Source organism: Streptomyces sp. HUAS 15-9, assembly GCF_025642155.1.
Taxonomy (GTDB): domain Bacteria; phylum Actinomycetota; class Actinomycetes; order Streptomycetales; family Streptomycetaceae; genus Streptomyces.
Genome location: NZ_CP106798.1, coordinates 7,315,008 through 7,341,695 on the forward strand (window position 1 = coordinate 7,315,008; position 26,688 = coordinate 7,341,695).

Genomic DNA, 26,688 nt, shown 5'->3' on the forward strand with positions numbered 1-26,688 from the left:
CGTGGGGAGAGAGGGCCTTGGCCATGGACCGTGGCACCGAGAGGGACACACCTCCCAGCCGCGGAGCTGGGGACGGCGCGGCGGACACCGTCGCGTCCGGGCGCATCCCGCTGGCCGTGGTCGTCGTCGACCGCGACGGCCTGGTCTCCCACTGGAGCAGCGGCGCCCGGCGGCTGTTCGGCGTGGCCAGGGAGGACGCCGTGGGGCGTCCCGCCGGCGATCTCCTGCCGGTCTCCGGCGCACTGCCCGACGGCCTCCAGCCCGAACCGCTGCTGGACTCCTCCGGACCCTACGAGGCCTACGACGGGCTGGGACCCGATCTGGAGGCCTCGCTCGGCGGCCGTACCGGCTATGCGACGGCGGGCCGGGCCCGGCTCTCCCGGCGGGACGGCGAACGGCCCGCACAGGACGACCGCGGTTCCGGGCACGACGACCGGCGGCTCGACGTGCTGTGGTGGGCCTACCCGCTGGTCGGCCCGGGGCCCGAACGGCTCCTGGTGCTCGCCGCCGACGCGGCGCGCCTGCGGGTCGAGCGCGGCTACGACGCGGAGACCGCCGAACGGATCTCACCCGGTTTCGCCCGTTACACCGAGCTGCCCGCGTTCGACGAACTCGCCCGGCGGCTGCCCGAGATCCTGCCCAACATGGGCCCCGGTCTGAGCGGCCGCATCGTCTCCCAGGTGCTCGAACTCGGCTACCCGGTCATGGAGTTCAGCCAGTACGACCGGGTGCCGGTGACACCCGACTGGGGCGTGCCCCGACGCGCCGGACGCCGCCGTGCCGAGTCCCTGCCGCGGGAAGGGACGGCGATCGTCGTCCCGGCCGGCGCCGAGCACGAGCTGGAGTACGCCGCCGTGCGCGAGCGGCTGGAGTTCCTCAACGAGGTCAGCTCCGGCATCGGCTCCTCCCTCGACCTGGGCGAGACCATTCGCGAGGTCACCAGCGCCGCCGTGCCCCGTTTCGCCGACTTCGCCGGCACCCATCTGCGCTCGGCGGTCCTGGCGGGCGAGGGCTTCCCGGACGGCCCGCCCGACGCGACCACCGTGATGCACCGGGTCTGGGTCGAGCACAACGACGAACCCGGCCGCTGGGACGACACCGTACCGGTCGGCGAGACCTTCGCCTTCCCCGAGCACACCCCGTTCTACAAGTGCATGGTCACCGGCGAACCGGTCCTCATCGAGAGGGTCACCGAGGAGCTGGGCAACCGCATTTCCGGCGAGTTCGAGAAGCGCGACCTCAGGCCGCTGATCAACGGACGCTCCCTCCTGATCGTCCCGCTCAAGGCGCGCAACGTCGTCCTCGGCTTCATGGTGCTGATGCGCCGCCCCGACCGTGCCGCCTTCGACGACATGGACCGGACCACCGGCGCCGAACTCGCCGCCCGGGCAGGCCTCGTGCTCGACAACGCCCGCATGTACACGTACCAGGAGAATGTCGCCGACACCCTCCAGGACAGCATGCTGCCGCAGGTCACCCCGCGCATGGCCGGCTGCGACGTCGCCACCCGCTATCTGCCCGGCACCCGGCTCGGCCGGATCGGCGGCGACTGGTTCGACACCATCAAACTGCCCGCCTCGCGCACCGCCCTCGTGGTCGGTGACGTCATGGGACACGGCCTCAACTCGGCCGCGATGATGGGCCAGTTGCGGACGGCCGTGCAGACCATGGCCGCCATGGAGACCCCGCCCGCCCAACTGCTGCGCAATCTCGACGACCTGGCCCGACGGCTCGGCGAGAACTACCTCGCCACCTGTCTGTACGCCGTGTACGACCCGATCCGCGGTGAGCTCCAGCTCTCCAACGCCGGGCACATCCCGCCCGTCCTGGTACGCGCCGAGGACGGCAGCAGCGAACTGCTCGACCTGCCCACCGGCGCCCCCATAGGAGTCGGCGGCGTCCCCTTCGAGGCCGTCGTCGTGCCGGTCTCGCCCGGGGACCGGCTGGTGCTGTGCACCGACGGCCTGGTGGAGGTGCGTGGAGCCGACATCGGCGAGGGTCTCGCCGCGCTCTGCGAGTCGGCCGCGCACCCCGCGGCCTCCATGGACGACGCCTGCGACACGATCATCCGGGCACTGAACACGCGCGGCGGCCGCAAGGACGACGTGGCGCTGCTCATGGCACGGCTGGGCGGCATCCCGGCCGACGACGTCGCCGAGTGGTACCTGTCCTGCGACCCGCGCGAGGTGGCACGCGCCCGGCGACTGGTCCGCGCCCACCTGCTTCAGTGGGGCCTCGACGATGCGGTGGACACGGCGGAACTGCTGGTCAGCGAGGTCGTCAGCAACGCCGTACGGCACGCGGGCGGTACCCGGATCGGGCTGCGGCTGGTCCGCACCGACGCATTGCTGTTCGAGGTCACGGACGACGAACCGGAGCTGCCCACCCTGCTCGGCGCGGGCGTGTACGACGAGTCGGGCCGCGGCCTGCGCGTGGTCAGCCGCCTGGCCCGCGAATGGGGCGCCAGCGCTGCCGGGCACCACAAGACCGTGTGGTTCGAGCAGGCCCTGACACCGTCTCGGCGGAGGACCTGAGGGGCGCGCGCGTCCAACAGAGTGCGCCCCTGGGGTGTGCGCGGGCAGGAAGTTCTGGTGGAGGTGAGCGCTTCCCTCTTGCCGCGCGCCCGCTCACCGCGATACTCCGATCACGGAACCGAACCGTGGGGAGCGGACATGAATATCTCGGCGGACTACCGCAATTCCTGGGAGAGTTACTGGCGGGAGACTTCCGACAAGCAGGGTGAGGCGATCTGGGACTCCGACCCCTCACTGACGGCGGTGCCGCACAGCGAACTGCTCCTGCGGTACGCGGACACCGCGCGCACCATCGTCGACCTCGGCTGTGGCAACGGCACCCAGACGCGGTATCTGGCCACCCGGTTCGCGAAGGCCGTCGGCGTCGATCTCTCGCACGCCGCCATCGACCACGCCCGCCGTGCGGCGGGCGGCGACAGCGTCGAGTTCGAGCAACTCGACCTGACCGAGACCGAAGCGGTGCGCGCGCTGCACGCCCGTCTCGGCGACAGCAACGTGTACATGCGCGCCGTCATCCATCAGAGCGAGCCGTCGGCCCGGCCCCTGGTGGCCGACGCGATCGCCGAGATCATCGGTGCCCGGGGGCGGGCGTTCGTCGTCGAACTCACGTCGGCCTCCCGGCAGGTGCTGCAGCGCGCGGCGGCGGATCCCGCTGGGCCGCCGCCCAAGCTGCGCCGGGTGTTCCAGCACGGGCTCAAGCCCGCCGACGCGGCGGACGAGGAGATTCCGCGGCTGCTGGGGGAAGCGGGACTCGACATCCTCGCGAGCGGCGAAACGGCCCTGCCCCAGACCGAGTACATGGCGGACGGCACCCGGATCGATCTGCCCGCACGCTGGTTCGTCCTGGCCGACCGCGGCAGCGCGGCGTAGTGGCGCACGACCTGTGGTGTCTGCCATGGGCGCGGGTCCCGCCTGCTGGTCTGCCCCGCCCTTCGCGCGTAACGTGACGGAGCATGAAGATCCTCATCAGTGCGGACATGGAGGGCGCCACGGGTGTCACCTGGCCGGCGGACGTGCTGCCGGGGACACCGCAGTGGGAGCGGTGCCGGGCGATGTTCACCTCGGACGTCGACGCCGCGGTGCGCGGGTTCTACGACGGCGGCGCGGACGAGGTGATCGTCAACGAGGCGCACTGGTCCATGCGCAACCTGCTCCTGGAGCGGCTGGACGAGCGGGTGCGGATGCTCACCGGGCGGCACAAGTCGCTGTCCATGGTGGAGGGCGTGCAGCACGGGGACGTGGACGGAATCGCGTTCGTCGGCTACCACGCGGGCGCCGGCATGGAGGGCGTCCTCGCGCACACCTACCTCGCGAACTCCATCACCGGGGTGTGGCTCAATGACGTACGGGCCAGTGAGGGACTGCTGAACGCGCATGTCGTCGCCGAGTACGGGGTGCCCGTCGTGCTCGTCACCGGCGACGACGTGGCCTGCGAGGACGCGCTCGGCTACGCTCCGGAGGCCCTCAAGGTCGCGGTCAAGGACCATGTGTCGCGGTATGCGGCCGTGTGCCGCACGCCGGCCAGGACCGCCGCCGACATCCGCGCCGCGGCCAAGGAGGCGGCCGCGCTGGCGGTGCGTCACGAGCCCGTGCGGGGCGGGCCGTTCACGATCGCCCTGGAATTCGACGCCGAGCACCTGGCGCAGGCCGCGACCGTCGTACCGGGCGTCGCACGGGTCGGGGAGCGGAAGGTGGCGTACACCAGCGGCACCATGTACGAGGGGATCCGGACGTTCAAGGCGGTCACCACGATCGTCTCGGCCGCGGTGGAGGAGCAGTATGGCTGACGCGCAGGCGCTGGACGAGGTCGTCCGGTTCACCTCGGACCTGATCCGGATCGACACGACCAACCGCGGCGGCGGCGACTGCCGCGAGCGGCCGGCCGCCGAGTACGCCGCCGAGCAGCTGGCCGGGGCCGGGCTGGAGCCCTCCATGCCGGAGCGCACCGCCGGGCGGACCAATGTCGTCGCCCGTATCGAGGGCAGCGACCCGTCCGCCGACGCGCTGCTCGTGCACGGACACCTCGACGTGGTGCCCGCGCGGGCCGAGGACTGGAGCGTGCACCCGTTCTCCGGGGAGATCCGCGACGGGGTCGTGTGGGGCCGGGGCGCGGTCGACATGAAGAACATGGACGCGATGATCCTCGCGGTCGTACGGGCCTGGGCCAGGGAAGGCGTACGGCCCCGGCGCGACATCGTGGTCGCGTTCACCGCAGATGAGGAGGCCAGCGCCGAGGACGGCTCCGGGTTCCTCGCCGACCGGCACGGCGCGCTGTTCGAGGGCTGTACGGAGGGCGTCAGCGAGTCGGGCGCGTACACCTTCCACGACGGGACCGGACGGCAGATCTACCCCATCGCGGCGGGCGAGCGCGGCACCGGCTGGCTGAAGCTCACCGCCCGTGGGCGGGCCGGGCACGGCTCCAAGGTCAACCGGGACAACGCGGTGACCCGGCTCGCCGCCGCGATCACCCGGATCGGCGCGCACGAGTGGCCGCTGAGGCTCACCCCGACCGTACGGGTTTCCCTCACCGAACTCGCGGCCCTGTACGGCATCGAGGCGGACCTGAGCGACGTGGACCGGCTCCTGGACAAGCTCGGCCCGGCCGCGAAGCTCGTCGAGGCCACCGTCCGCAACAGCGCCAACCCGACGATGCTTCAGGCCGGTTACAAGGTCAACGTCATCCCCGGGGAGGCGGTCGCGTACGTGGACGGGCGGTATCTGCCCGGCGGCGAGGAGGAGTTCCATGCGACGCTCGACCGGCTGACCGGACCCGACGTGGAGTGGGAGTTCCACCACCGGGAGGTCGCCCTGCAGGCTCCGGTGGACTCGCCGACGTACGCGAAGATGAGCGCCGCCGTACGGGAGTTCGCGCCCGAGGGGCACGTGGTGCCGTTCTGCATGTCGGGCGGCACGGACGCCAAGCAGTTCTCACGGCTGGGCATCACCGGGTACGGCTTCACCCCGCTGAGGCTCCCCGAGGGCTTCGACTACCAGGCGATGTTCCACGGAGTCGACGAACGCGTCCCGGTCGAGGCGCTGCACTTCGGCGTCCGGGTCCTCGACCGCTTCCTGCGGACGGCCTAGAAGCGGTGGGAGACGACGTGCGGACCCTGGCGTACGGTTCCTGGCCCTCGCCCGTCGACGCGGCCCTGGCCGCCGCGCACGACGGATCCCCCGAGTGGGTCGACTTCGTCGGGGACGAGATCTGGTGGACCGAGCCGCGGCCCGAGGAGAACGGCCGGCGGACGCTGGTGCGCAGGCGGGCGGACGGCCGGGAGGAGCCTGTCCTGGCCGCTCCGTGGAACGTGCGCAGCCGGGTCGTCGAGTACGGCGGACGGCCGTGGGTCGGGACCGTGCGGGGCGAGGCGCCGTTCGTGGTGTTCACGCACTTCGCGGACCAGCGGCTGTACGCGTACGAGCCCGGCGGCGAGCCTCGCCCGCTGACCCCCCTCTCCCCGGTGGGCGGCGGACTGCGCTGGGTGGAGCCGCAGTTGGACCTGCGACGCGGCGAAGTGTGGTGCGTCCTGGAGGAGTTCACGGGGGAGGACCCCGGCGATGTGCGCCGTGTCCTGGCCGCGGTGCCGCTGGACGGATCGGCGGCCGCGGACCGGGGCGCCGTACGTGAACTCACCGAGGAACGCCACCGGTTCGTCACCGGCCCCCGCATCTCCCCCGACGGGCGGCGCGCCGCCTGGCTGGCCTGGGACCATCCGCGGATGCCGTGGGAGGGCACCGAGCTGGTCCTGGCCGAGATCGGCGACGACGGCACGCTGCACGGGGCACGGACGGCGGCCGGGGGACCCGAGGAGGCCGTCGCCCAGGTGGAGTGGTCGGCGGACGGCCGGCTGCTGTACGCGAGCGACCGCGGCGGCTGGTGGAACCTGTACCGCGACGGCGAACCCCTGTGCCCGCGCGAGGAGGAGTTCGGCGGACCGCTGTGGAAGCTCGGCCACCGCTGGTTCGCCCCGATGCGGGGTGGGCTGATCGCCGTCGTGCACGGCCGTGGCGCCACCGCCCTCGGGATACTGGACCCGGAGAGCGGCGAGGTCGTCGACGCGGCCGGGCCGTGGACCGAGTTCGCGCCCACGCTCGCGGTGTACGGGGAGAGGGTCGTCGGCGTCGGCGCCGGCCCGCGCAGCGCGTACGAGGTCGTGGAGCTGAACGTACGGACCGGCCGGGCCCGGGTGGCCGGTGCCGCGCACCAGGACCCGGTGGATCCCGCCTACTACCCCGAACCGCGGATCCGCACCTTCACCGGACCCGAGGGACGCGAGGTCCACGCCCACATCTACCCGCCCCACCATCCCGGCTGCGTCGCCCCCGCCGGCGAGCTGCCGCCGTACGTCGTCTGGGCGCACGGCGGCCCCACCAGCAGAGCCCCGCTGGTGCTGGACCTCGACATCGCCTACTTCACCTCGCGCGGCATCGGGGTCGCCGAGGTGAACTACGGCGGCTCGACCGGGTACGGCCGCGCGTACCGCGAGCGGCTGCGCGAGCAGTGGGGCGTCGTGGACGTCGAGGACTGCGCGGCAGTAGCGCTGGCCCTCGCCGACGAGGGCACCGCCGACCGGGCCCGGCTCGCGATCCGCGGCGGCAGCGCCGGCGGCTGGACCACCGCGGTCTCCCTGACCGCGACCGACGTCTACGCGTGCGGCACGATCCGCTATCCCGTGCTCGACCTCGCGTCCTGGGGCTCCGGGGAGACCCACGACTTCGAGTCCCGGTACCTGGAGAGCCTGGTCGGGCCGCTCGCCGAGGTCCCGGGACGGTACGCCGAGCGCTCGCCCGTCGAGCACGCCGACCGGCTCACCGTGCCCTTCCTGCTGCTCCAGGGCCTGGACGACGTCATCTGCCCGCCCGCGCAGTGCGAGCGCTTCCTCGCCCGTGTCGAGGGGCGGGTGCCACACGCGTACATCGCCTTCGAGGGCGAGGGACACGGGTTCCGGCGGGCCGACACCCTGGTGCGCGCGCTGGAGGCGGAGCTCTCCCTGTACGCTCAGGTGTTCGGGCTGAACCCGCCCGGAGTACCGAAGCTGGAGCCGGCCAAGTGAAACAACTCCTACGGCCGTCCCGGCTGGCCCCGGGCGCCCGGGTGGCCGTCGTCGCTCCCAGCGGACCGGTCGCCGAGGAGCGCCTGCAGGCCGGTCTCGACCTGCTGCGCGGGTGGGACCTGGAACCGGTTCTCGCCCCCCACGTCCTGGACGTGCACACGGACCTCGGCCACCTGGCGGGCACCGACGCCGATCGCGCCGCGGACCTGGAGCGCGCCTGGTGCGACCCGTCCGTGGACGCCGTGCTCTGCGCCCGCGGCGGCTACGGCGCACAGCGCATGGTCGACCTCCTCGACTGGGCGGCGATGCGCACCGCCGGGCCCAAGGTGTTCGTGGGCTTCAGCGACATCACCGTCCTGCACCAGGCCTTCGCCACCCGGCTGGGCCTGGTCACCCTGCACGGCCCGGCGGCCGCCGGTGTCGACTTCATCAAGAACGAGCGGGCGCGCGAGCACCTGCGGGCCACGCTCTTCGCCCCGGAGACGGTCCGCACGCTCACCTCCCGCGGCACGGCCCTCGTGCCGGGGCGGGCCCGGGGGGTCACGCTCGGCGGCTGTCTGAGCATGCTCGCCGGCGACCTCGGCACGCCCCACGCCCACCCGGGTGCCCGGGGCGGGCTGCTGATGATCGAGGACGTCGGCGAACAGCCGTACCGCATCGACCGGCTGCTGACCCAACTCCTGCGCACCGGCTGGCTGGACGGAGTCGCGGGCATCGGGCTCGGGTCCTGGAGCGGGTGCGGACCCTATGAGCGGGTGCGGGCCGTCCTCGCCGACCGGCTCGGCGGCCTCGGGGTGCCCGTGCTGGAGGAGTTCGGATTCGGCCACTGCGAAGGGGCGTTGACGATCCCGTTCGGGACGACGGCCGAACTCGACGCGGACGCGGGCACGTTGACCCTGGACGAGCCTGCCCTGCGCTGACCCTCACCCTCACCCTCACCCGGAAGGCCGCATCCGGCGGCGGGGTCCCCGGCCAGGCCGTAGGGTGGCGAGATGCCGCACACCGCATCCCGCTATCTCGCCGAAGGCCCCCGCGTCGGCATACGCCACTTCACCTACGACGACGGTCCGGAGTTCGCCGCCCGTGCCCGGGAGAGCAAGGACCTGCACCACCCGTGGCTGTTCCCGCCGGCCACGGAGGAGGCGTACGCCGCCTACGCGGGGCGGCTGATCGAGGACCCGACCAAGGCCGGCTTCCTGGTCTGCGAGAAGGACAGCGGGGCCATCGCCGGGTTCATCAACATCAACAACATCGTCGGGGGCGGCTTCCAGTGCGGCGCCCTCGGCTACGGCGCCTTCGCGCACGCGGCCGGGCGCGGGCTGATGCGCGAGGGCCTGGACCTGGTGATCGGCCATGCCTTCGGACCCATGCGGCTGCACCGCCTGGAGATCAACGCGCAGCCCGGCAACGCCGCCTCCATCGCCCTCGCCCGCGGCGCCGGCTTCCGGCTCGAGGGCTTCTCGCCGGACATGATCTACATCGACGGCGCCTGGCGGGACCACGAGCGCTGGGCGATCACCGCCGAGATGCGGGCTTCCGGTTGATCTTCATGGTGTCGAGGTCGGTGACCGTCGATTTCAGACCCGTGAAGCCGTGGCCGAGCCCGCGCAGGGTGGTCTCGGCGCGGTCCTCGGCGATCGCCCCCGCCATCTCCTCCCCGTCGGCCGCGTCCGACACCACCACGTACCGCATCGAGAAGTGCTTCAGCGGCGACGCCTCGTACGACAGCGTGCCCTCCTCGGTGAACCGCATGCTGGTCAGCCCGTGCTCGGCCGCCTCGGCCAGCAACCGCTCCCGGCTCTCGCCGGTCAGCCCGTCCCAGGTGCCTCGCACGATGACCCGGTAGGTGTGCTGCTCGCTCATTGTTCCGTCCCATGCCGATACCGATGGACGACCGACTGTACGGCGCTGGCACCCACCTGCATACGGAATTTCACGGCGCCCCCACCGGCCCTGGCTCGTGGCGGCCTTTGCGGAATCCTGACCGGTACGTCCCCTGGCCGGTTCGGCGGGCGGCGGGTTCCATGGTGATCGTGACGACGATCCGACGTGACGTACTGACGCTGCCCGCCGCGGAGTTGGGGACGGACAACCCGCTGCCCCCGTTGCGGCCGCTCGACGAGGTACACCGTATCGAGGACCGCGACCGGGGGGACCTGCCCCGGGACATGGCCCGGCAGCTCGGCTACGAGCCGCTGCGCAGTCTGCTGCCCGTGCGCGTCCGGGACGGGTACGGCAGGGTGCGCGAGCCCCGTGCCCTCGACGCGCTCGTGATCGAGAACGACCGGCTGCGCGCCACGGTCCTGCCCGGCCTCGGCGGCCGCGTCGTGTCCCTGGTCCAGCTGCCGTCCGGCCGTGAACTCCTCTACCGCAACCCGGTGTTCCAGCCCGCGAACTTCGCCCTCAACGGCGCCTGGTACTCCGGCGGCATCGAGTGGAACATCGGAGCCACAGGTCACACCACCCTCTCCTGCGCGCCCCTGCACGCCGCCCGCGTCCCCGCCCCCGACGGCGGCGAGATGCTGCGCCTGTGGGAGTGGGAGAGGCTGCGCGACCTGCCCTTCCAGGTCGACCTGTGGCTGCCCGACGGCTCCGACTTCCTGTACGTCGGCGTCCGGATCCGCAACCCCCACGAGCGGCCCGTACCCGCCTACTGGTGGTCCAACATCGCCGTGCCCGAGGAGCGCCGGGTGCTCGCCCCGGCCGAGGAGGCGTGGTACTTCGGGTACGAGCGGCGGCTGAGCCGGGTGCCCGTCCCCTCGTACGACGGTATCGACCGCACGTACCCGCTCAACAGCCCTTACGCCGCCGACTACTTCTACGAGGTGCCGGACGGGCGGCGCCGCTGGATCGCCGCGCTCGACGCGGACGGGCACGGGCTGGTGCAGACGTCGACAGATGCGCTGCGCGGCCGCAAGCTGTTCGTGTGGGGCTCGGGGCCGGGCGGCCGGCGCTGGCAGGAGTGGCTCACCGAACCCGGCACCGGCGGCTACTGCGAGATCCAGGCCGGGCTCGCCCGCACCCAGCTGGAGCATGTGCGGCTGGAGGCGGAGAGCGAGGTGTCCTGGCTGGAGGCGTACGGGCTGTTCGACGCGCCGCCGCAGGGGGAGTGGCCCTCGGTACTGCGCACGGCGGAGGCACGGCTGGAGTCGGTCCTGCCGCGGGCGGACGTCGACGCCGCGTACGCGGCCTGGAAGCCGTGCGCCGACACCGAACCCGGCGAGCGGCTCGCCACCGGTTCCGGCTGGGGCGCGCTCGAGGTGGTGCGCGGTGATCTTAAGCTGCCCGGCACGCCGTTCGACGAGGCCACGCTCGGTGACGCCCAGACGCCCTGGCTGGAGCTGCTCCGCTCCGGCTCCCTGCCCGAACCGCGCCGGGTGCGGCCGCCCGGCCAGACGCTCGTCGCCCCGCACTGGCGGGACATGCTGGAGACCGCGCCCGCCACCCCGCTCACCGAGTACCACCTCGGTGTCGCCCAGTGGCACTCCGGCGACCGGGCGCAGGCGGTGCGCAGCTGGGAGCGTGCCCTGCCGCTCGCGCCCTCGCTGTGGCCGCTGCTGCGCTGTCTGGCCGTGGCCGACCAGGAGTCCGGCCACCACGAGCGGGCCGCCGACCGGTACGCCGACGCGTTCGACGACCTGTGCCAGGAGCGGCGCGACGACGGCGACCTGTGGACGGCCGCCACTGCCGCGCTCGGCCGCGAGACCCTGCACGCACTGCTCAGGGTCCGGCGCGCGGCCGAGGCGCGTGCCGTGTGGGAGCGGCTGCTCCCGGCCGTCCGTGAGCGGGGCCGGTTCCGGCTCCTGGAGGCCGAGCTGCTGCTCGTGGAGGGCAGGCGCGAGGAGGCCAGGGCCGTCTTCGACGACGGCTTCGAGGTGGCCGACCTGCGGGAGGGGGACGAGGCGATCGGGCGGCTGTGGGCCCGCCTCGGCGACGATCCGCTGCCCGGCCGCCATGACTTCCGCATGCGCCCTGACACGCTCTGAGATGGGCGATGGGACTGGTGGGGCTCAGGCCCCGTGGTCCACGTACTCGAAGATCGCCCCGTCCGGATGCATCGCGATCAGATTCCGGCCCGCAGGCGTCGCGACCGGCCCCGCGACGATACGGGCGCCGAGCTCGGTCAGCGTCCGATGGGCGTCCTCGACGTCCTTGACGGCTATCGTCGCCGCCACCTTGCGCAGCACCTCCAGCTCGGCCTCGGGGCCGCTCATCAGCAGAAAGGAGCCGACCGCGGCGACCTGGACGCCACCGCGCTCGAACCGGAGAGCTCTGCTGCCCGCGAGGCGCTCGTAGAAGGGGACCGCGGCTTCGAGGTCGTCGACGCAGATGCGCAGCGAGGCGCCCAGAATCTCCATGCGCACGAGCCTAGTTCCGGCGGCTCGGGGAGGAGATCGCTTCGGTGGATCGACCGCGTGAGGACCGCGCGAGGACGGTGCGTCCGGTGGCCGCGTTACGGTCCCGTGGGCAGGGGTACCCGGAGCCGCATGGAGCCCTTGGATCATCTTGAACACCTGGACAAAGAGCTGGTGGACGAGCTGGCGCAGGTGGCACGCGAGACCGTGCGCGACGAGCTGCGCGAGCAGACGCGCAAGCAGCGCCGTACGGCCATGCTGTACGGCGCGTCCGGCGCCGTCGCCCTGTACGCGGGCGGTGCACTCGCCCTCGCCCTCGGGCTGGCCCTCGCGACCGGGCTGCCGGGCTGGGCGGCGGCGCTGATCACCGCGGCGATCCTCGGAGTGATCGCCTACGTGCTGCGCGGCATGGCCAGGCCGAGCCACCCGCACGCGACGGCCTACCCGCCCATGCCGTCGGAGCCGCCGCGCCGGCCCGACGCCGACCCCGAGGGGCCGCACCACCGGGCGTGAGACCGGCCGGGCGTCCCGTCCGCACCACCCGGGGCTCTGACGTGCGCACGTTTGGGCACCCCGGTCAGGGGGACGCGGTATGCCTCGGACGAGCCACACCGCCGGAGGCGTACTGTGAGTCGACCCCGCATCGTGATCGTCGGCGCCGGTTTCGCCGGGTACCGCACGGCCCGCATCCTCTCCCGGCTGACCAGGCAACGGGCCGATGTCACCCTGCTGAACCCCACCGACTACTTCCTGTATCTCCCCCTGCTGCCCCAGGTCGCCGCCGGCATCCTGGAGCCGCGCCGGGTCACCATCTCGCTCCGGGGCACCCTGCGCGGTGTGCGCCCGGTGCTGGGCGAGGCGGACCACATCGACCTCGACGGGCGCATCGTGCACTACACGGACCCGGAGGGCGGCGTCGCCACGCTGGCCTACGACCGGCTCGTGCTCGCCGTCGGCAGCGTCAACAAGCTGTTGCCGGTCCCCGGAGTCGCCGAGCACGCACACGGCTTCCGGGGCCTGCCCGAGGCGCTGTATCTGCGCGACCACGTGACCCGGCAGCTGGAACTCGCCGCCACCTCCGACGACCCCAAGAGCGCCGCCGCCCGGTGCACCTTCGTGGTGGTCGGCGCCGGCTACACCGGTACCGAGGTGGCCGCGCACATGCAGCTGCTCACCATGGATCTGGCGCGCAGGCATCCGCTGCCGGGCGGGGTGCGGCCCCGCTGGCTGCTCCTGGACGTCGCGCCGCATGTGCTTCCCGGGATGGACGAGCGGCTCTCGGTCTCCGCCGACCGCGTGCTGCGGCGGCGGGGCGTCGAGGTCCGCATGGGCACCTCCGTGAGGGAGGCCACGCACGACGGAGTCCTGCTCAGCGACGGCGAGTTCGTCGAGACGCGGTCCCTGGTCTGGTGCGTCGGCGTACGGCCCGATCCGCTCGTCGAGGCCACCGGGAGGCCGCTGGAGCGGGGCCGGCTCATCGTCGACCCCTATCTGCGAGTACCCGGCGGGGCAGGGGTGTTCGCCTGTGGGGACGCGGCCGCCGTGCCCGATCTGACCAACCCCGGGACGTTCACGCCGATGACGGCGCAGCACGCCTGGCGGCAGGGAAAGGTCGCCGCGAACAATGTGGCCGCGTCGATCGGCATCGGTGAGAGCCGCCCCTACCGCCATCGCGATCTGGGCTTCGTGGTGGATCTGGGCGGCACCGAGGCCGCCGCCGACCCGCTCGGCGTGCCCCTCTCCGGTCTGCCGGCCGCCGCGGTCACCCGCGGCTACCACCTCGCGGCGATGCCCGCCGCCCCCAACCGCGTGCGCGTCGCCGCCGACTGGCTCCTGGACGCCGTACTGCCGCCCCAGGGAACCCAGTTGGGGCTCGTACGGTCCTGGTCCGTGCCCCTCGACACAGCCTCTCCGGAACTGGCCCGGGTACCCGGCGCTCCGGAGCACCACCTCGCCCCCGGCCCGGTCAAGCGCGCCGACATCCGCGCGGAAGGAGACTCATGAACGCCGCCGAACTAGCCGAACTCGCGGAAGTCGCCCAGCAGTTGCGGGTGGACAGTGTGCGGGCCGCCGCTGCCGCGAGGTCCGGGCACCCGACGTCGTCCATGTCCGCCGCCGACCTGATGGCGGTGCTGCTCGCCCGCCATCTGCGCTACGACTTCGACCGCCCGTCCCACCCGGGCAACGACCGTCTCGTGCTGTCCAAGGGACATGCCTCGCCCCTGCTGTACTCCATGTACAAGGCGGCGGGCGTCGTCGACGACGCCGAACTGCTCACCTTCCGCAGGCTCGGCAGCCGGCTCGAGGGGCATCCGACGTCACGGCGGCTGCCGTGGGTGGAGACCGCCACCGGCTCGCTCGGCCAGGGACTGCCGGTCGGCGTCGGCATCGCGCTGGCGGGCAAGCGGCTGGACCGCACCGAATACCGCGTATGGGTGCTGTGCGGCGACAGCGAGCTCGCCGAGGGTTCCATCTGGGAGGCGGCCGAGCAGGCGTCGTACGAGCACCTGGACAACCTGATCGCGATCGTGGACGTGAACCGGCTCGGCCAGCGCGGCCCCACCCGGCACGGCCACGACCTGGACGCCTACGCGCGCCGGTTCCAGGGCTTCGGCTGGCACACCGTGGAGATCGACGGCCATGACCTGGAGGCGGTGGACCGCGCCTACCGCGAGGCGGAGTCCACGAGCGGGCAGCCCACCGTGATCCTCGCCCGCACCCTGAAGGGCAAGGGTGTCGCCTCCGTCGAGGACCGCGAGGGCCTGCACGGGAAGCCGCTGCCCGACCCGGAGGAGGCGGTCGCCGAGCTCGGCGGTCCGCGCGACATCCACGTCCGCGTGCAGGAGCCGCCCGGCGCCCGGATACTGCACTCCGTCGGCACCGAGTCGCTCGAACTCCCGCGCTACGACAGGGGCGACAAGGTCGCCACCCGGGACGCCTTCGGCAAGGCGCTCGCCGCGCTCGGCACCGCCCGCGGCGATGTCGTCGCGCTGGACGGCGAGGTCGGCGACTCCACCCGTACCGAGCTCTTCGCCAAGGAGCACCCCGACCGCTTCTTCGAGTGCTACATCGCCGAACAGCAGCTGGTCGCCTGCGCCGTCGGCATCTCCGCGCGCGGCTGGGTGCCGTTCGCCTCGACCTTCGCCGCGTTCTTCACGCGCGCGTACGATTTCGTGCGCATGGCCTCGATCAGCGGTGCCGGCATCAACCTGGTCGGTTCGCACGCGGGCGTGGCGATCGGTCAGGACGGGCCCTCCCAGATGGGCCTGGAGGACCTGGCGATGTTCCGGGCCGTGTACGGCTCGACCGTGCTGTACCCGTGCGACGGCAACCAGACCGCGAAGCTCGTGGGTGCCATGGCCGGCCTGGACGGCATCCGCTATCTGCGCACCTCGCGCGGCGAGACGCCGGTCGTCTACCACCCGGACGAGGAGTTCCCGGTCGGCGGCAGCAAGGTGCTGCGCTCCTCCGAAGAGGACCGGCTGACCGTGGTCGCGGCCGGTGTCACCGTCCATGAGGCGCTGGCCGCGGCCGACTCGCTGGAGACCGAGGACATCCGGATCAGGGTCGTCGACCTGTACTCCGTCAAGCCGGTCGACCGGCACACGCTGCGGCAGGCGGCGGAGGAGACGGGCTGCCTGCTCACCGTCGAGGACCACCACGAGGAGGGCGGCCTCGGGGACGCCGTCCTCGACGCGTTCTCCGACGGCAGGCCCGTGCCGCGCCTGGTCCGCCTCGCGGTCCGTACGATGCCGGGCTCGGCGGCTCCGGACCAGCAGCTGCATGCGGCGGGCATCGACGCCGAGGCGATCGCGGCGGCCGGCCGGCTGCTGGTGGAGGAGGCGGTCGTACGCTGAGCGACGACGACGAGCGGAGGGTGCGGACGGGCCGCTGCACGGTGCCTGTCCACCGCCCCAGTGCCTCGGCGACCTGCTCGACAAGCTGACGTCTCCCTCGGCGCTCACGATGACCGGATCGCGTGGACGTCATGTCGTCGTGCCGGTGCACGGACGTCATGACTCCCACGAAGTAAGCGAGTTGGCCGGACAGATCGTCGGACCGCTCGTGGCCGAGCACCCTGGCCGTCTCACCACCGCGGCCCGCGAGAAGGACCGCGGCGACCGGCTCCATCTCGACGTGCAGCGCGACGCCTGCGCACGGACCGCCGTCGCCCCCTTCGGCGTCCGCGCCCGGCGCGGCGCCGTCTCGGGGCACTGTGCGATAGAGAGCGCTCGTCAAGGTTTGGTCCACGGCTCGATGGCCACCCGGTGCAGGAGGTGGTCACAACGAACACAAAAGACACAGCAAGCGCCAAGCCTTCACGGAACGTACACAACTCCCAGGAGTCGCGCAAAGACACCCACAGCCACCGTACGGACAGCCGGCCGAGCACCGTCGAGGTGCTGCGCCAGGCGCGCGCCCAGCTCGCCGAGCTCACGGGCATGGCCGCCGAGTCCGTCACGTCCTTCGAACAGAAGGAGGACGGCTGGTCGTTGGAGGTGGAGGTCCTCGAACTCGCCCGCGTGCCCGACACGATGAGCCTGATGGGGAGCTACGAGGTCGATCTCGACCCCAAGGGCCTGCTCACCGGATATCGCCGGACCCGTCGTTACGAACGGGGGCGGGCCGACGCACAGAGGCCGGGCGGCCGATAGCCGGGTCGCCCGCGACCGACATTTCCCCAGACAAGGAGGGTCAGGCGGCATGACAGTCGTTCCCGCACAGACCGGCGGTGGAGGCGGCAGCAGCGGCCTCTACGACGTACTGGAGCTCGTGCTCGACCGAGGACTCGTTATCGACGCGTTCGTGCGGGTCTCCCTGGTCGGCATCGAGATCCTGAAGATCGACATACGGGTCGTCGTGGCCAGCGTCGACACCTACCTGCGCTTCGCCGAGGCGTGCAACCGGCTCGACCTGGAAGCGGGCCCGCACAAGACCCCCGGCCTCCCCGACATGGTCGGCGAGATCACCGAATCCGGCGCGCGCGGCAAGTCCAAGGGCGCGCTGTCCGGTGCCGCCCAGACCGTCTCCGACGCTTTCCAGCAGGCACGTGACGAACGCTCGGGCGACGAGACCGAGGCCGAACCGCGGCCGCGACCCCGCAGGACCGCCACACGCAGGAAGGAGGAGCGAGAGTGAGCACGTACGTCTATGGCATCACGGCCGCCGCGCACCCCTCCCTCCCCGAGGGCATGGGCGGCGTCGGCGACCCGCCGCGGCCGGTGCGCATCCTCAAGGAGGGCGACCTGGCGGCCGTCGTCAGTGACGCCCCCGAGGGACTGCGCCCCAAACGCAAGGATCTGCTCGCCCACCAGGGCGTGCTCGCCGAGACTGAGGCGGCCGGCTCCGTGCTGCCCATGCGGTTCGGCAGCGTCGCCCCCGACGACGACAGCGTCACCGGTGTGCTCGCCGAGCGTGCCGACCACTACGCGGAGCGCCTGCGGGCGCTCGACGGGAAGGTCGAGTACAACATCAAGGCCTCGCACGTCGAAGAGGCCGTACTGCACCAGGTGATGGCCGGGAACCCGGAACTGCGGGCCCTGGCCGAGTCCAACCGCAAGGCGGGCGGCGGCAGCTACGAACAGCGGCTGCGGCTCGGTGAAATGGTCGTGGCCGCGGTGCGGGCCCGCGAGGCCGAGGACGCCGTCGAATTGTGCGAGGCCCTGCAGACAGAGGCCGCCGACGTGAGCGTGGGCCCCGAGTCCACCGGCTGGCTGGCCAATGTGTCGTTCCTGGTGGCCCAGGACTCGGCCGGGACCTTCCTGGCCGCCGTCGAGCGGTTCCGGGCCGGGCACCCGCATCTGGAGGTGCGCGCCAACGGACCGCTGCCGCCGTACAGCTTCGTCGAGCCGGGCCCGTCCGCACCGGCGGGCACCACGGCGCCCGGCGCACAGAACGGATCGGAGCGGTGACATGGGGCTGTTCGGAGAGGTGGTGCTGCTGCCGCTGGCACCCGTGCGTGGTGCCGGATGGGTGATCAGACAGGTCCTGGAGGAGGCGGAGCGGATCTATTACGACCCCGCCGCGGTCCGGGCCGAACTGGCCGCCCTCGAACAGCGGCTGGAGGCGGGCGAGATCGATGAGGACGAGTTCGACCTGCTCGAGGACGAACTCCTCGACCGACTGGAGATCGCCCTGCGCCGTGACGCAGGGACTGACAAGGGGACACACCTATGAACCGCACAGGACTGGGCCTCGCCCTAGGGGCCGGATACGTCCTCGGACGGACGAAGAAGGCGAAGCTGGCGTTCGCGCTCGGCACGCTGGCGGCAGGGAAACGGCTGCACCTCAGCCCACGGGCGCTCGCGGACCTGGCGTCTCAGCAGCTGCGGGACAACCCGCAGTTCAAGGAGATCGGGGACCAACTGCGCGAGGACCTTCGCGGCGTGGGCCAGGCGGCCTCCGGCGCCATGGTCGAGCGGCAGATGGAGGCCCTGGCCGACCGCCTCCACGGGCGCACCGCCGATGTGCGCGACCAGCTCTCCGGGCTCGGGAAGCTCGGTCCGCAGGAGGACGAGCACGAGGAGCCGGAGGCCGCCGACGAGGAGGAGACCGAAGAAGCTCCTGATGAGCGCAAAGCCGGATCCGGGCCGTCCGGGAAGGAGGCGGCGCGGAAGGCCCCCGCAAGGAAGGCCCCCTCCGCCGCCAGGACGGCGAAGAAGGCACCGGCGAGGAAGACCGGCCAGAAGGCCCCCGCCAGGAGGGCAGGAGCGAAGGACACGGATGCCAAGAAGAAGAGGACCACGGGTGGGAGCGCCGCACGTGGCGCCCGGACCCGGCTTCCGAAGGGAGGCGACGAGTCATGACGGACACCCTTGGATCCGCGCGGTCCGCGACGTCGTCCACGGTCGGGCAGGCCAAGGACAACGCGCTCGGCCGGCTGGCGGAGAGCGAGGCGGCCGACCGGCTGAAGGCCGAGGTGCAGGAGTACCTCGCCGCCCAGGCCCAGCGCATGCTGGTCGGCGTCGGCCGCAAGCTGGGCGAGACCACCGGCAAGCTCAACGACATCGCCGAGGGCAAGAGCCCCGGCTTCGCCCGGCTCGCCCTGGACGCCGGACGCAAGGTCGCCGAGGGCAAGGGCCCCCTGCGCTCCGCGCTGGAGCTCGGCGCCTCGCAGGCCAAGGACAACGTGGTCGGCGCCCTGAAGAACCTCGGCGGCGGCAAGGGCAAGCGCAAGGGCCGGGCGGGCCAGAAGCCCACGGTCATCATCGAGTACATCGATGTCGGCGTGCCGCTGCGCACCGCCTACGACCAGTGGACCCAGTACCAGGACTTCAGCACCTTCGCGAAGGGTGTCAAGAGCGCGAGCCGCACCGACGACACGCACTCGGACTGGCAGCTGAAGGTCTGGTGGTCCAACCGCGGCTGGAAGGCCCACACCACCGAGCAGATACCCGACTACCGCATCCAGTGGTCGTCGGAGGGTGGCAAGGGCAGCACGAAGGGCGTGGTCTCCTTCCACCGGCTGGAGGACAACCTCACCCGGGTCCTGCTGGTCATGGAGTACTACCCCAAGGGGTTCTTCGAGAAGACCGGCAACATCTGGCGTGCCCAGGGCCGCCGGGCCCGGCTCGACCTCAAGAACTTCGCCCGCTTCATCACCATCAAGGGCGAGGCCGAGGACGGCTGGCGCGGTGAGATCCAGGACGGCGAGGTGGTCCTCAGCCACGAGGACGCCGTCGCCGAGGAGGAGGAACAGTCCGACGAGGAGCGGCGCCCGGAGGCGGAGGACGAGAACGAGGACGAATCCGAGGAGAACGAGGACGAATCCGAGGAGTACGAGGGCGAGGACGAACAGGAGCCGGAGGAGTACGAAGCCGAGGAGGAGTACGACGAGGAGGAGCCGGAGAACGAGTACCAGGACGAGAATGAGGACGAGTACGAGTCCGAGTCCGAACAGGAACCCGAGGACGAGTATGCCGGGAGCAGGAGCCGTCGATGACGATGTCCAGCAGGCTGCCGGAGCCGTACGGCCAGAGCAGCAGCGCCAACCTGGCCGACATCCTGGAGCGGGTGCTCGACAAGGGCATCGTCATCGCCGGCGACATCCGGATCAACCTGCTCGACATCGAACTGCTCACCATCAAACTGCGGCTCATCGTCGCCTCGGTGGACAAGGCGAAGGAGATGGGCATCGACTGGTGGGAGAGCGACCCGGCCCTGTCCACTCGCGCCCGCCGTGACGAGCTCACCAGGGAGAACGCCGAGCTGCGTGAACGGCTGGCCGAGCTCGAGCCGGACCGTGCTCGTCTGGAGCCGGACCGCTACCGGAAGGAGCCGGACCGTGCTCGTCTGGAGCCGGACCGTGACCGGAAGGAGCCGGACCGTGCTCGTCTGGAGCCGGACCGTGACCGGAAGGAGCCGGACCGTGCTCGTCTGGAGCCGGACCGTGACCGGAAGGAGGCCCCATGAGCGGGATGACCGGTCTGCGATACGTCTACGCGGTCTGCCGCCCGTTCGACGCGGCCCTGCAGTCCCAGCTGACGGGCGTCGGGGGCACCCCGCCGGGGCTGCTGAGACACCACGGCCTGGTCGCGGTCGTCAGCACGGTCCCGGAGGGTGACTTCGCCGAACGGCCGCTCCGCGCCCACCTGGAGGACCTGGACTGGCTGAGCGCGACCGCCCGCGCCCATCAGGGTGTGGTCGACGCGCTCACCACCGTCACCACGCCCCTGCCGCTCCGGCTCGCCACCGTCTTCCGGGACGACAGCGCCGTACGCGTGATGATCGAGGAGCGCGAGGACGACTTCCGGCGCACCCTCGACCGGGTAGAGGGCCGGGTGGAGTGGGGCGTCAAGGTGTTTCTGGAGCCAGAGCCGGCGGAGGAGCCTGCCGCCCGCCCCGCGCGGCAGGCCGCCAGCGGCCGGGACTATCTACGGCAGCGCCGGCAGCATGCCCGCTCCCACGAGGACAGATGGCAGACGGCCGAGGACTTCGCCAACCGGCTCCACACACTGCTTTCCCGGCACGCCGAGCAATCCCGGCTGCACGCCCCGCAGAACGCGGCGCTCTCCGCCGCCCGGGGAGAGAACGTGCTCAACGGGGCCTATCTCGTACCGCGCTCCCGGTCCGAGGAATTCGTGGAACTGGTCGACCGTACGAAGGACGAAGCGCCCGGGATGCGGGTGGAACTCACCGGACCCTGGGCGGCGTACTCGTTCACCGGCGATCTGTCGGAGGAGGAGCGGTGACCGTCGTCGAACGCAGGGAGGTCGCCCTGGTGGACCTGCTCGACCGGCTGCTCGCCGGGGGCGTGGTCATCGCCGGGGACATCACCCTGCGCATCGCCGACGTGGACCTCGTCCGGATCGACCTGAACGCCCTGATCAGCTCGGTGAGCGACCAGGTGCCCGCACCGTGGCCGGAGGTGACGTCGTGACGGAACGCAGGAACCGGATGGACCTCGACCCCGACACGGTCGAGCGCGACCTCGTCAAACTCGTGCTGACCCTGGTCGAGTTGCTGCGTCAGCTGATGGAGCGGCAGGCGCTGCGCCGCTTCGACACCGGCGAGCTGACCGAGGAACAGGAGGAGCGCATCGGGCTCACCCTGATGCTCCTGGAGGACCGCATGGCCGAACTGCGCGACCGCTACGGACTGCGGCCCGAGGACCTCAACCTGGACCTCGGGCCACTCGGGCCGCTGCTTCCGCGGCAGTGACCTCACCGCCGCTGCGGGCTCACCACCGGTACCAGCGGCTCCTGCTTCCGGTGGCGCTGATACCGCGCACCAGGAATCCCAGCAGCCACAGCACGAGTACAGCCAGGGCAATCCACCAGAGCATCTTCACTGCAAATCCGGCACCGAAGAGAATGAGGGCCAAAAGCAGTACGAGCAGGATGGGAACCATATTGTCAACCTCCTGCATTCCGGGTGTCCCCAAAGCCCGGAATCAGGCCTCCGTGCGGCAGATAATTTCCCCGTGGAGTACGGCGAACCAGCCGTCCTCCCGCCTTCCCCATTCCCGCCAGGCCTCCGAAATGGCCCGGAGTTGCCCGGCGGTCGCATGACCGCCCTCGGTCGCGCGGTCCGCGTACGCGGAGGCGACGGTGCGGTCCGCCCACAGACCGCTCCACCACGCGCGCTCCTGTGGCGTGGCGTACGTCCAGGTGCTGGACGTGGCCGTGATGTCCGTCAGCCCGGCGGCCAGCGCCCAGGACTTCAGGCGTCGGCCGGCGTCCGGCTCACCGCCGTTGGCGCGGGCGACCCGGCGGTACAGGTCCAGCCAGTCGTCCAGCCCAGGCACCTGCGGGTACCAGGTCATCGCCGCGTAGTCCGAGTCTCGTACGGCGATGAACCCGCCGGGCTTCGTGACCCGGCGCATCTCGCGCAGCGCCCGCACCGGGTCGCCGACGTGCTGCAGCACCTGGTGCGCGTGGACCACGCAGAACGTGTCGTCGGGGTAGTCCAGGGCGTGTACGTCGGCGACCGCGAAGTCCACGTTCGCCAGGCCCCGTCCGGCCGCCGTGGCCCGGGCCCGGTCGAGGATCCCCGGCGCGTGGTCGACGCCGGTGACATGCCCGTCGGGGACCAGCGCCGCCAGGTCGGCGGTGATGGTCCCGGGGCCGCAGCCGATGTCCAGGATCTTCATATGGGGCTTGAGCGAACCGAGCAGATGGGCCGCCGAGTTGGCGGCGGTCCGCCAGGTGTGCGAACGCAGCACCGACTCGTGGTGCCCGTGGGTGTAGACGGCGGTCTCCTGCGGCTTCGGCATGGCAACCCCTTCTCGTTCTGCAGTACGCACCACGGTAAGCGCGCGTGCCGAATGATGAGACCTGTGTTTCGCTATGTGGACGGCAGAGGTCAGATCAGGGACCATCCCGGATGCACCGGGCGGTACACGGTCAGCCCCACGGGCAGCTTCTCCACCGTCACCTCGCCCGCCACCGCGGTGACTTCACCGTCGAACGCGAGAGGTGTGCCGGGTGTGACTCCGGCGAGGCGCAGCCGTCGCAGCTTGACCGCCCGGTGGGTCGAGGAGCTGGTCAGCGGGCCCGCCGCGGCGGCCGCCAGCAGCCGTAGCGCGGGCCAGTGGCCGCCGTGCACCACACGCACGTCCAGCAGCCCGTCCGCCAGATCCACGCGCCGTCCGGGCGTGAGACCCACGCGGTGGTAGGTGCAGTTGCCGATGAACAGCAGCCACAACGGCCTGTTCCGGCCGCCGACTTCGACCTCCAGCGGATGCCGGTCCGCGCGCAGCACGCGCAGCGCGCCGAGCACACCGGCGGGCCAGCCGCCGATGCGGTGCGACCACTTGTCCCGCTCGCGCACCAGCTCCGGATAGACGCCCAGGCTGAGCGTGTTGAGGAAGATGCCCTCCTGGTGCCCGGAGACGAACCGGCCCACGTCCACCCGCACGGCCTCGCCATGGCGGACCGCCCGCCCCAGGTCCCGTACGTCCTCCACACCCAGGTCGTAGGCGAAGTGGTTGAGGGTGCCGCCGGGCAGCACCGCGAGCGGCAGGCCGTGGCGCAGGGCGGCCGCGGCGGCCGCGTTCACCGTGCCGTCCCCACCGCACACCCCGAGGGCCAGGGCGCGCGCCGCCGACTTCTCCAACTCGGCGTTCATGTCCTCCGGTTCGCACTCGACGACCTCCGCCTTCGGCAGCGCGTCCCGCAGCGCGCGCCCGGTCGGCGGTGCCCGAGGCCCGGTTGGCCACGACCACCAGGCCGTCGCCGTCGGGCAGCGCCGGGGCGTCCGAGCGCGGCCGGGCCGGCGGGGTGAGCTGGGCGCGCGTCGGCACCAGGCCCCGTACGGCGAACGCGGCGCCCGCGCCGAGAGCGGCTCCCGCGAGGACGTCGCTCGGGAAATGGACGCCGGTGTAGACGCGGGACATGGCGACCGAGAACGCCACCGGCGCGATCACGGCGCCCCAGGCCGGGGACTCCAGGGCCACCCCGGTCGCGAAGGCGGCCGCGGACGCCGAGTGCCCGGACGGGAAGGACGTGGTGATCGGCTGCCGCTTCAGCTGCCGCACGAGCGGGACCGGATCCAGGACGGGCCGGGGGCGGCGCACCGAACGCTTGCCGAGGGTGTTGATGGCCAGGGAGGCCAGGCCCAGGGAGGCGACCCCGCGGGCGGCCGCCCGGCGGGCGCGCGGTGTGCGGACCGCCGACATCGCCGTCGCGGTCGCGAACCACAGCAGCCCGTGGTTCGCGCTCCGGCTCAGCCGTGGCAGCACGCGTTCGGCGCCCGGCCAGTGCCGCTCCGCAGCTGTCTGGAAGAGGCGGGAGTCGAGGCCGAGCAGCCGGTCGCGCAGGGCGTGCCGGCCGGGCTTGGGGACAGTGAGATCGACGTCTGGGCTCATGCCGGGGCGGGTACCCTGAAGTCGCCGTTTCCGTGCGCGGGCGGTGCGAACGAGTGAGAGGAACCCGGAATGCGCCTGCTCCTCGTCCGCCACGGCCAGACCCCGTCCAACGTCGACTTCCTGCTGGACACCGCCGTACCCGGGCCCGGTCTGACCCCGCTCGGGGAGCGGCAGGCCGCCGCCCTGCCCCGGGCGCTCGCGGACGAGGACATCGAGGCCGTCTACGCCTCCACCCTGATCCGTACGCAGCTGACGGCCGCCCCGCTGGCGGCCGCCCGCCGGCACCACGTGCTCGTCCGGGACGGCATCCGCGAGGTGTCCGCCGGGGATCTGGAGATGCTTCCCGGTGACTCGGAGCGCGGCCGGCTCTACATGGAGATCGTGTTCGCGTGGGCGGCCGGCGACACCGGGCTGCGGATGCCGGGCGGGGAGAGCGGCGAAGAGGCGCTGAGGCGCTACGACGCCGTGATCGCCGAGGCCGCGCGGAGCGGCGCCTCGACCGTGGCCATGGTCAGCCACGGCGCGGCGATCCGGATGTGGACGGCCGCCCGCGCCGACAACGTCGACATCCCCTTCGCCGCGGAGCGCCCGCTGGAGAACACCGGTGTGGTGGTCCTGGAGGGCTCTCCGTCCGACGGCTGGAAGGCCCTGTCCTGGGCGGGAGCGGTCGTGGTGCCCGCGGGGGAGGGCGGCCCGACGGGGCGGCCGCAGCCGCTGGGCCGGGGCGCCCCGGCGACGCACCGGCCCAGGCCAGGGGACGCGGCCGGATAACGGTTTGCGCAGGTGGGGGGCGCCCCGCAGAATGCGTCCCCATGGGACATCTGGAAGCCGCGCACCTCGAGTACTACCTCCCCGACGGGAGGGCCCTGCTCGGCGATGTGTCCTTCCGGGTGGGCGAAGGCGCCGCCGTCGCCCTGGTCGGCCCCAACGGCGCGGGCAAGACCACCCTGCTCCGGCTGATCTCCGGCGAGCTGAAGCCGCACGGGGGCACGGTCACGGTGAGTGGCGGCCTGGGCGTGATGCGGCAGTTCGTCGGGTCCGTACGGGACGAGACGACCGTACGCGACCTTCTCGTGTCCGTCGCACCGCCCCGCGTCCGGGAGGCCGCGCGGGCCGTCGACAAGGCCGAGCACGCGATCATGACCGTCGACGACGAGGCCGCCCAGCTGCGGTACGCGCAGGCCCTCGCCGACTGGGCCGAGGTGCGCGGCTACGAGGCCGAGACGCTGTGGGACATGTGCACCACGGCCGCGCTCGGCGTGCCCTACGAGCGGGCGCAGTGGCGGCAGGTGCGCACCCTGTCCGGCGGTGAGCAGAAACGGCTGGTCCTGGAGTCCCTGTTCCGCGGTACCGACGAGGTGCTGCTGCTCGACGAGCCCGACAACTACCTCGACGTACCCGGCAAGCGATGGCTGGAGGAGCGCCTGAAGGAGACCCGCAAGACGGTCCTCTTCGTCTCCCACGACCGCGAACTCCTCTCCCGCGCCGCCGAGAAGATCGTCTCCGTCGAACCCGGCCCGGCCGGCGCCGACGCCTGGGTGCACGGCGGCGGCTTCGCCACCTATCACGAGGCGCGGCGCGAACGCTTCGCCCGCTTCGAGGAGTTGCGCAGGCGCTGGGACGAGAAGCACGCTCAGCTCAAGAAGCTCGTGCTGAACCTCCGTCAGGCCGCTTCCATCAGCCATGAGCTGGCCTCCCGCTACCAGGCCGCCCAGACCCGGCTGCGCAAGTTCGAGGAGGCCGGGCCGCCGCCCGAGCCGCCGCGCGAGCAGGACATCACCATGCGCCTGAAGGGCGGCCGCACCGGCGTACGGGCCGTCACCTGCAAGGGACTTGAGCTGACCGGCCTGATGCAACCCTTCGACCTGGAGGTCTTCTACGGCGAGCGGGTCGCCGTCCTCGGCTCCAACGGCTCCGGCAAGTCGCACTTCCTGCGCCTGCTCGCGGGCGAGGAGGTGGCGCACACGGGGGAGTGGAAGCTCGGCGCCCGGGTCGTACCCGGCCACTTCGCGCAGACCCACGCCCACCCCGAACTGGAGGGCCGCACCCTCCTGGACATCCTCTGGAAGGAGCACTCCCAGGACCGGGGCGCGGCCATGTCCCGGCTGCGCCGCTACGAGCTGACCGGCCAGGCCGAGCAGCCCTTCGACCGCCTCTCCGGCGGCCAGCAGGCCCGGTTCCAGATCCTGCTGCTGGAACTCCAGGGCGTCACCGCGCTGCTCCTCGACGAGCCCACCGACAACCTCGACCTGGAGTCCGCCGAGGCTCTCCAGGAGGGTCTCGAGGCCTTCGACGGGACGGTCCTGGCGGTCACCCACGACCGCTGGTTCGCGCGCTCGTTCGACCGCTATCTGGTCTTCGGCAGCGACGGCCGGGTACGGGAGACACCCGAGCCGGTGTGGGACGAGCGCCGGGTGGAACGCGTCCGGTAGCCACGGAGG

26 protein-coding genes and 3 pseudogenes are annotated in these 26,688 nt (G+C 72.2%); 24 read left to right on the plus strand and 5 right to left on the minus strand.

Translation table 11 applies throughout. The annotated features are described in order from the left end of the window. Positions 1–23 precede the first annotated feature (23 nt). From N8I87_RS33385 to N8I87_RS33415, 7 genes are all read left to right on the plus strand, one after another. Complete coding sequence (locus tag N8I87_RS33385) at positions 24–2,534, plus strand: ATP-binding SpoIIE family protein phosphatase (RefSeq protein ID WP_263214348.1); 2,511 nt, start codon at positions 24–26, stop codon at positions 2,532–2,534. Between the two features lie 138 nt (positions 2,535–2,672). Continuing rightward, complete coding sequence (locus tag N8I87_RS33390) at positions 2,673–3,404, plus strand: class I SAM-dependent methyltransferase (RefSeq protein ID WP_263214350.1); 732 nt, start codon at positions 2,673–2,675, stop codon at positions 3,402–3,404. Between the two features lie 83 nt (positions 3,405–3,487). Beyond that, the gene (locus N8I87_RS33395) at positions 3,488–4,321 is read left to right on the plus strand and encodes a M55 family metallopeptidase (protein WP_263214351.1); all 834 of its coding nucleotides are present in this window, start codon (positions 3,488–3,490) and stop codon (positions 4,319–4,321) included. Further along, positions 4,314–5,618, plus strand: a complete 1,305-nt coding sequence (locus N8I87_RS33400; RefSeq protein ID WP_263214353.1) for a M20/M25/M40 family metallo-hydrolase — start codon at positions 4,314–4,316, stop codon at positions 5,616–5,618. The genes N8I87_RS33395 and N8I87_RS33400 overlap by 8 nt, the downstream gene beginning before the upstream one ends. Before the next feature lie 17 nt (positions 5,619–5,635). Beyond that, on the plus strand, positions 5,636–7,585 hold the full coding sequence (locus N8I87_RS33405; protein WP_263214354.1) for a S9 family peptidase: 1,950 nt from the start codon (positions 5,636–5,638) through the stop codon (positions 7,583–7,585). Next, a complete protein-coding gene (locus N8I87_RS33410) occupies positions 7,582–8,505 on the plus strand; it encodes a S66 peptidase family protein (protein ID WP_263214355.1) in 924 nt (307 codons plus the stop codon). Before N8I87_RS33405 ends, N8I87_RS33410 begins: the two co-directional genes overlap by 4 nt. Before the next feature lie 72 nt (positions 8,506–8,577). Next, complete coding sequence (locus N8I87_RS33415) at positions 8,578–9,129, plus strand: GNAT family N-acetyltransferase (protein ID WP_263214356.1); 552 nt, start codon at positions 8,578–8,580, stop codon at positions 9,127–9,129. On the opposite strand, the gene N8I87_RS33420 is transcribed toward N8I87_RS33415, so the two are convergent. Beyond that, positions 9,101–9,448, minus strand: a complete 348-nt coding sequence (locus tag N8I87_RS33420; protein WP_263214359.1) for a DUF6204 family protein — start codon at positions 9,446–9,448, stop codon at positions 9,101–9,103. The genes N8I87_RS33415 and N8I87_RS33420 overlap by 29 nt on opposite strands. A 161-nt stretch (positions 9,449–9,609) precedes the next feature. Here N8I87_RS33420 and N8I87_RS33425 point away from each other — a divergent pair, with 161 nt between their 5' ends. Beyond that, positions 9,610–11,571, plus strand: a complete 1,962-nt coding sequence (locus N8I87_RS33425; protein ID WP_263214361.1) for a DUF5107 domain-containing protein — start codon at positions 9,610–9,612, stop codon at positions 11,569–11,571. Positions 11,572–11,595: 24 nt separating this feature from the next. On the opposite strand, the gene N8I87_RS33430 is transcribed toward N8I87_RS33425, so the two are convergent. Then, on the minus strand, positions 11,596–11,943 hold the full coding sequence (locus N8I87_RS33430) for a VOC family protein (RefSeq protein WP_263214362.1): 348 nt from the start codon (positions 11,941–11,943) through the stop codon (positions 11,596–11,598). A 129-nt stretch (positions 11,944–12,072) separates the two neighbouring features. Here N8I87_RS33430 and N8I87_RS33435 point away from each other — a divergent pair, with 129 nt between their 5' ends. From N8I87_RS33435 to N8I87_RS33500, 14 genes and pseudogenes are all read left to right on the plus strand, one after another. Next, complete coding sequence (locus N8I87_RS33435; RefSeq protein WP_263214364.1) at positions 12,073–12,453, plus strand: phage holin family protein; 381 nt, start codon at positions 12,073–12,075, stop codon at positions 12,451–12,453. A gap of 114 nt (positions 12,454–12,567) precedes the next feature. Further along, on the plus strand, positions 12,568–13,944 hold the full coding sequence (locus N8I87_RS33440) for an NAD(P)/FAD-dependent oxidoreductase (protein WP_263214367.1): 1,377 nt from the start codon (positions 12,568–12,570) through the stop codon (positions 13,942–13,944). Further along, the gene (locus N8I87_RS33445; protein WP_263214369.1) at positions 13,941–15,797 is read left to right on the plus strand and encodes a transketolase; all 1,857 of its coding nucleotides are present in this window, start codon (positions 13,941–13,943) and stop codon (positions 15,795–15,797) included. The genes N8I87_RS33440 and N8I87_RS33445 overlap by 4 nt, the downstream gene beginning before the upstream one ends. 64 nt (positions 15,798–15,861) lie before the next feature. Then, positions 15,862–16,143, plus strand: a pseudogene (ligD, locus tag N8I87_RS33450) (non-homologous end-joining DNA ligase LigD); the annotation flags it as partial. Between the two features lie 74 nt (positions 16,144–16,217). Beyond that, entirely contained in the window at positions 16,218–16,595 is a 378-nt protein-coding gene (locus N8I87_RS33455; RefSeq protein ID WP_263214372.1) for a gas vesicle protein GvpO, read from the plus strand. A gap of 49 nt (positions 16,596–16,644) precedes the next feature. Next, positions 16,645–17,079: a gas vesicle structural protein GvpA gene (locus N8I87_RS33460; RefSeq protein ID WP_263214375.1), complete on the plus strand. Its 435-nt coding sequence runs from the start codon at positions 16,645–16,647 to the stop codon at positions 17,077–17,079. Then, the gene (locus N8I87_RS33465) at positions 17,076–17,852 is read left to right on the plus strand and encodes a GvpL/GvpF family gas vesicle protein (RefSeq protein ID WP_263214378.1); all 777 of its coding nucleotides are present in this window, start codon (positions 17,076–17,078) and stop codon (positions 17,850–17,852) included. Before N8I87_RS33460 ends, N8I87_RS33465 begins: the two co-directional genes overlap by 4 nt. Position 17,853: 1 nt before the next feature. Then, positions 17,854–18,117: a gas vesicle protein GvpG gene (locus tag N8I87_RS33470; protein WP_263214380.1), complete on the plus strand. Its 264-nt coding sequence runs from the start codon at positions 17,854–17,856 to the stop codon at positions 18,115–18,117. Further along, the gene (locus tag N8I87_RS33475) at positions 18,114–18,746 is read left to right on the plus strand and encodes a DNA primase (protein WP_263214382.1); all 633 of its coding nucleotides are present in this window, start codon (positions 18,114–18,116) and stop codon (positions 18,744–18,746) included. The genes N8I87_RS33470 and N8I87_RS33475 overlap by 4 nt, the downstream gene beginning before the upstream one ends. Next, entirely contained in the window at positions 18,743–19,882 is a 1,140-nt protein-coding gene (locus tag N8I87_RS33480) for an SRPBCC family protein (protein ID WP_263214385.1), read from the plus strand. Before N8I87_RS33475 ends, N8I87_RS33480 begins: the two co-directional genes overlap by 4 nt. After that, a pseudogene (locus N8I87_RS33485) lies at positions 19,879–20,196 on the plus strand (gas vesicle protein); the annotation flags it as partial. The gene N8I87_RS33480 and the pseudogene N8I87_RS33485, both read left to right, overlap by 4 nt. Positions 20,197–20,357: 161 nt before the next feature. Further along, positions 20,358–21,131: a GvpL/GvpF family gas vesicle protein gene (locus tag N8I87_RS33490; RefSeq protein ID WP_263216782.1), complete on the plus strand. Its 774-nt coding sequence runs from the start codon at positions 20,358–20,360 to the stop codon at positions 21,129–21,131. After that, positions 21,128–21,319, plus strand: coding sequence for a gas vesicle protein (locus N8I87_RS33495; RefSeq protein WP_263214389.1), 192 nt, complete (start codon positions 21,128–21,130; stop codon positions 21,317–21,319). The genes N8I87_RS33490 and N8I87_RS33495 overlap by 4 nt, the downstream gene beginning before the upstream one ends. Next, the gene (locus tag N8I87_RS33500) at positions 21,316–21,600 is read left to right on the plus strand and encodes a gas vesicle protein K (RefSeq protein ID WP_263214391.1); all 285 of its coding nucleotides are present in this window, start codon (positions 21,316–21,318) and stop codon (positions 21,598–21,600) included. Before N8I87_RS33495 ends, N8I87_RS33500 begins: the two co-directional genes overlap by 4 nt. A 19-nt stretch (positions 21,601–21,619) precedes the next feature. On the opposite strand, the gene N8I87_RS33505 is transcribed toward N8I87_RS33500, so the two are convergent. The 3 genes and pseudogenes from N8I87_RS33505 to N8I87_RS33515 form a co-directional block, all read right to left on the minus strand. Then, entirely contained in the window at positions 21,620–21,790 is a 171-nt protein-coding gene (locus tag N8I87_RS33505; RefSeq protein ID WP_263214393.1) for a hydrophobic protein, read from the minus strand. Between the two features lie 42 nt (positions 21,791–21,832). Beyond that, positions 21,833–22,654, minus strand: a complete 822-nt coding sequence (locus tag N8I87_RS33510; RefSeq protein WP_263214395.1) for a class I SAM-dependent methyltransferase — start codon at positions 22,652–22,654, stop codon at positions 21,833–21,835. Between the two features lie 89 nt (positions 22,655–22,743). After that, positions 22,744–24,247: pseudogene (locus N8I87_RS33515) on the minus strand (bifunctional phosphatase PAP2/diacylglycerol kinase family protein). A 69-nt stretch (positions 24,248–24,316) separates the two neighbouring features. Between N8I87_RS33515 and N8I87_RS33520 the strand changes: the two are divergent. Both N8I87_RS33520 and N8I87_RS33525 read left to right on the plus strand, forming a co-directional pair. Beyond that, positions 24,317–25,018, plus strand: coding sequence for a histidine phosphatase family protein (locus N8I87_RS33520; protein WP_263214397.1), 702 nt, complete (start codon positions 24,317–24,319; stop codon positions 25,016–25,018). Positions 25,019–25,059: 41 nt separating this feature from the next. Next, positions 25,060–26,679 carry an ABC-F family ATP-binding cassette domain-containing protein gene (locus tag N8I87_RS33525; protein ID WP_263214400.1) on the plus strand — a complete coding sequence of 540 codons (1,620 nt, stop codon included), beginning with the start codon at positions 25,060–25,062 and terminating at the stop codon, positions 26,677–26,679. Positions 26,680–26,688 lie beyond the last annotated feature (9 nt).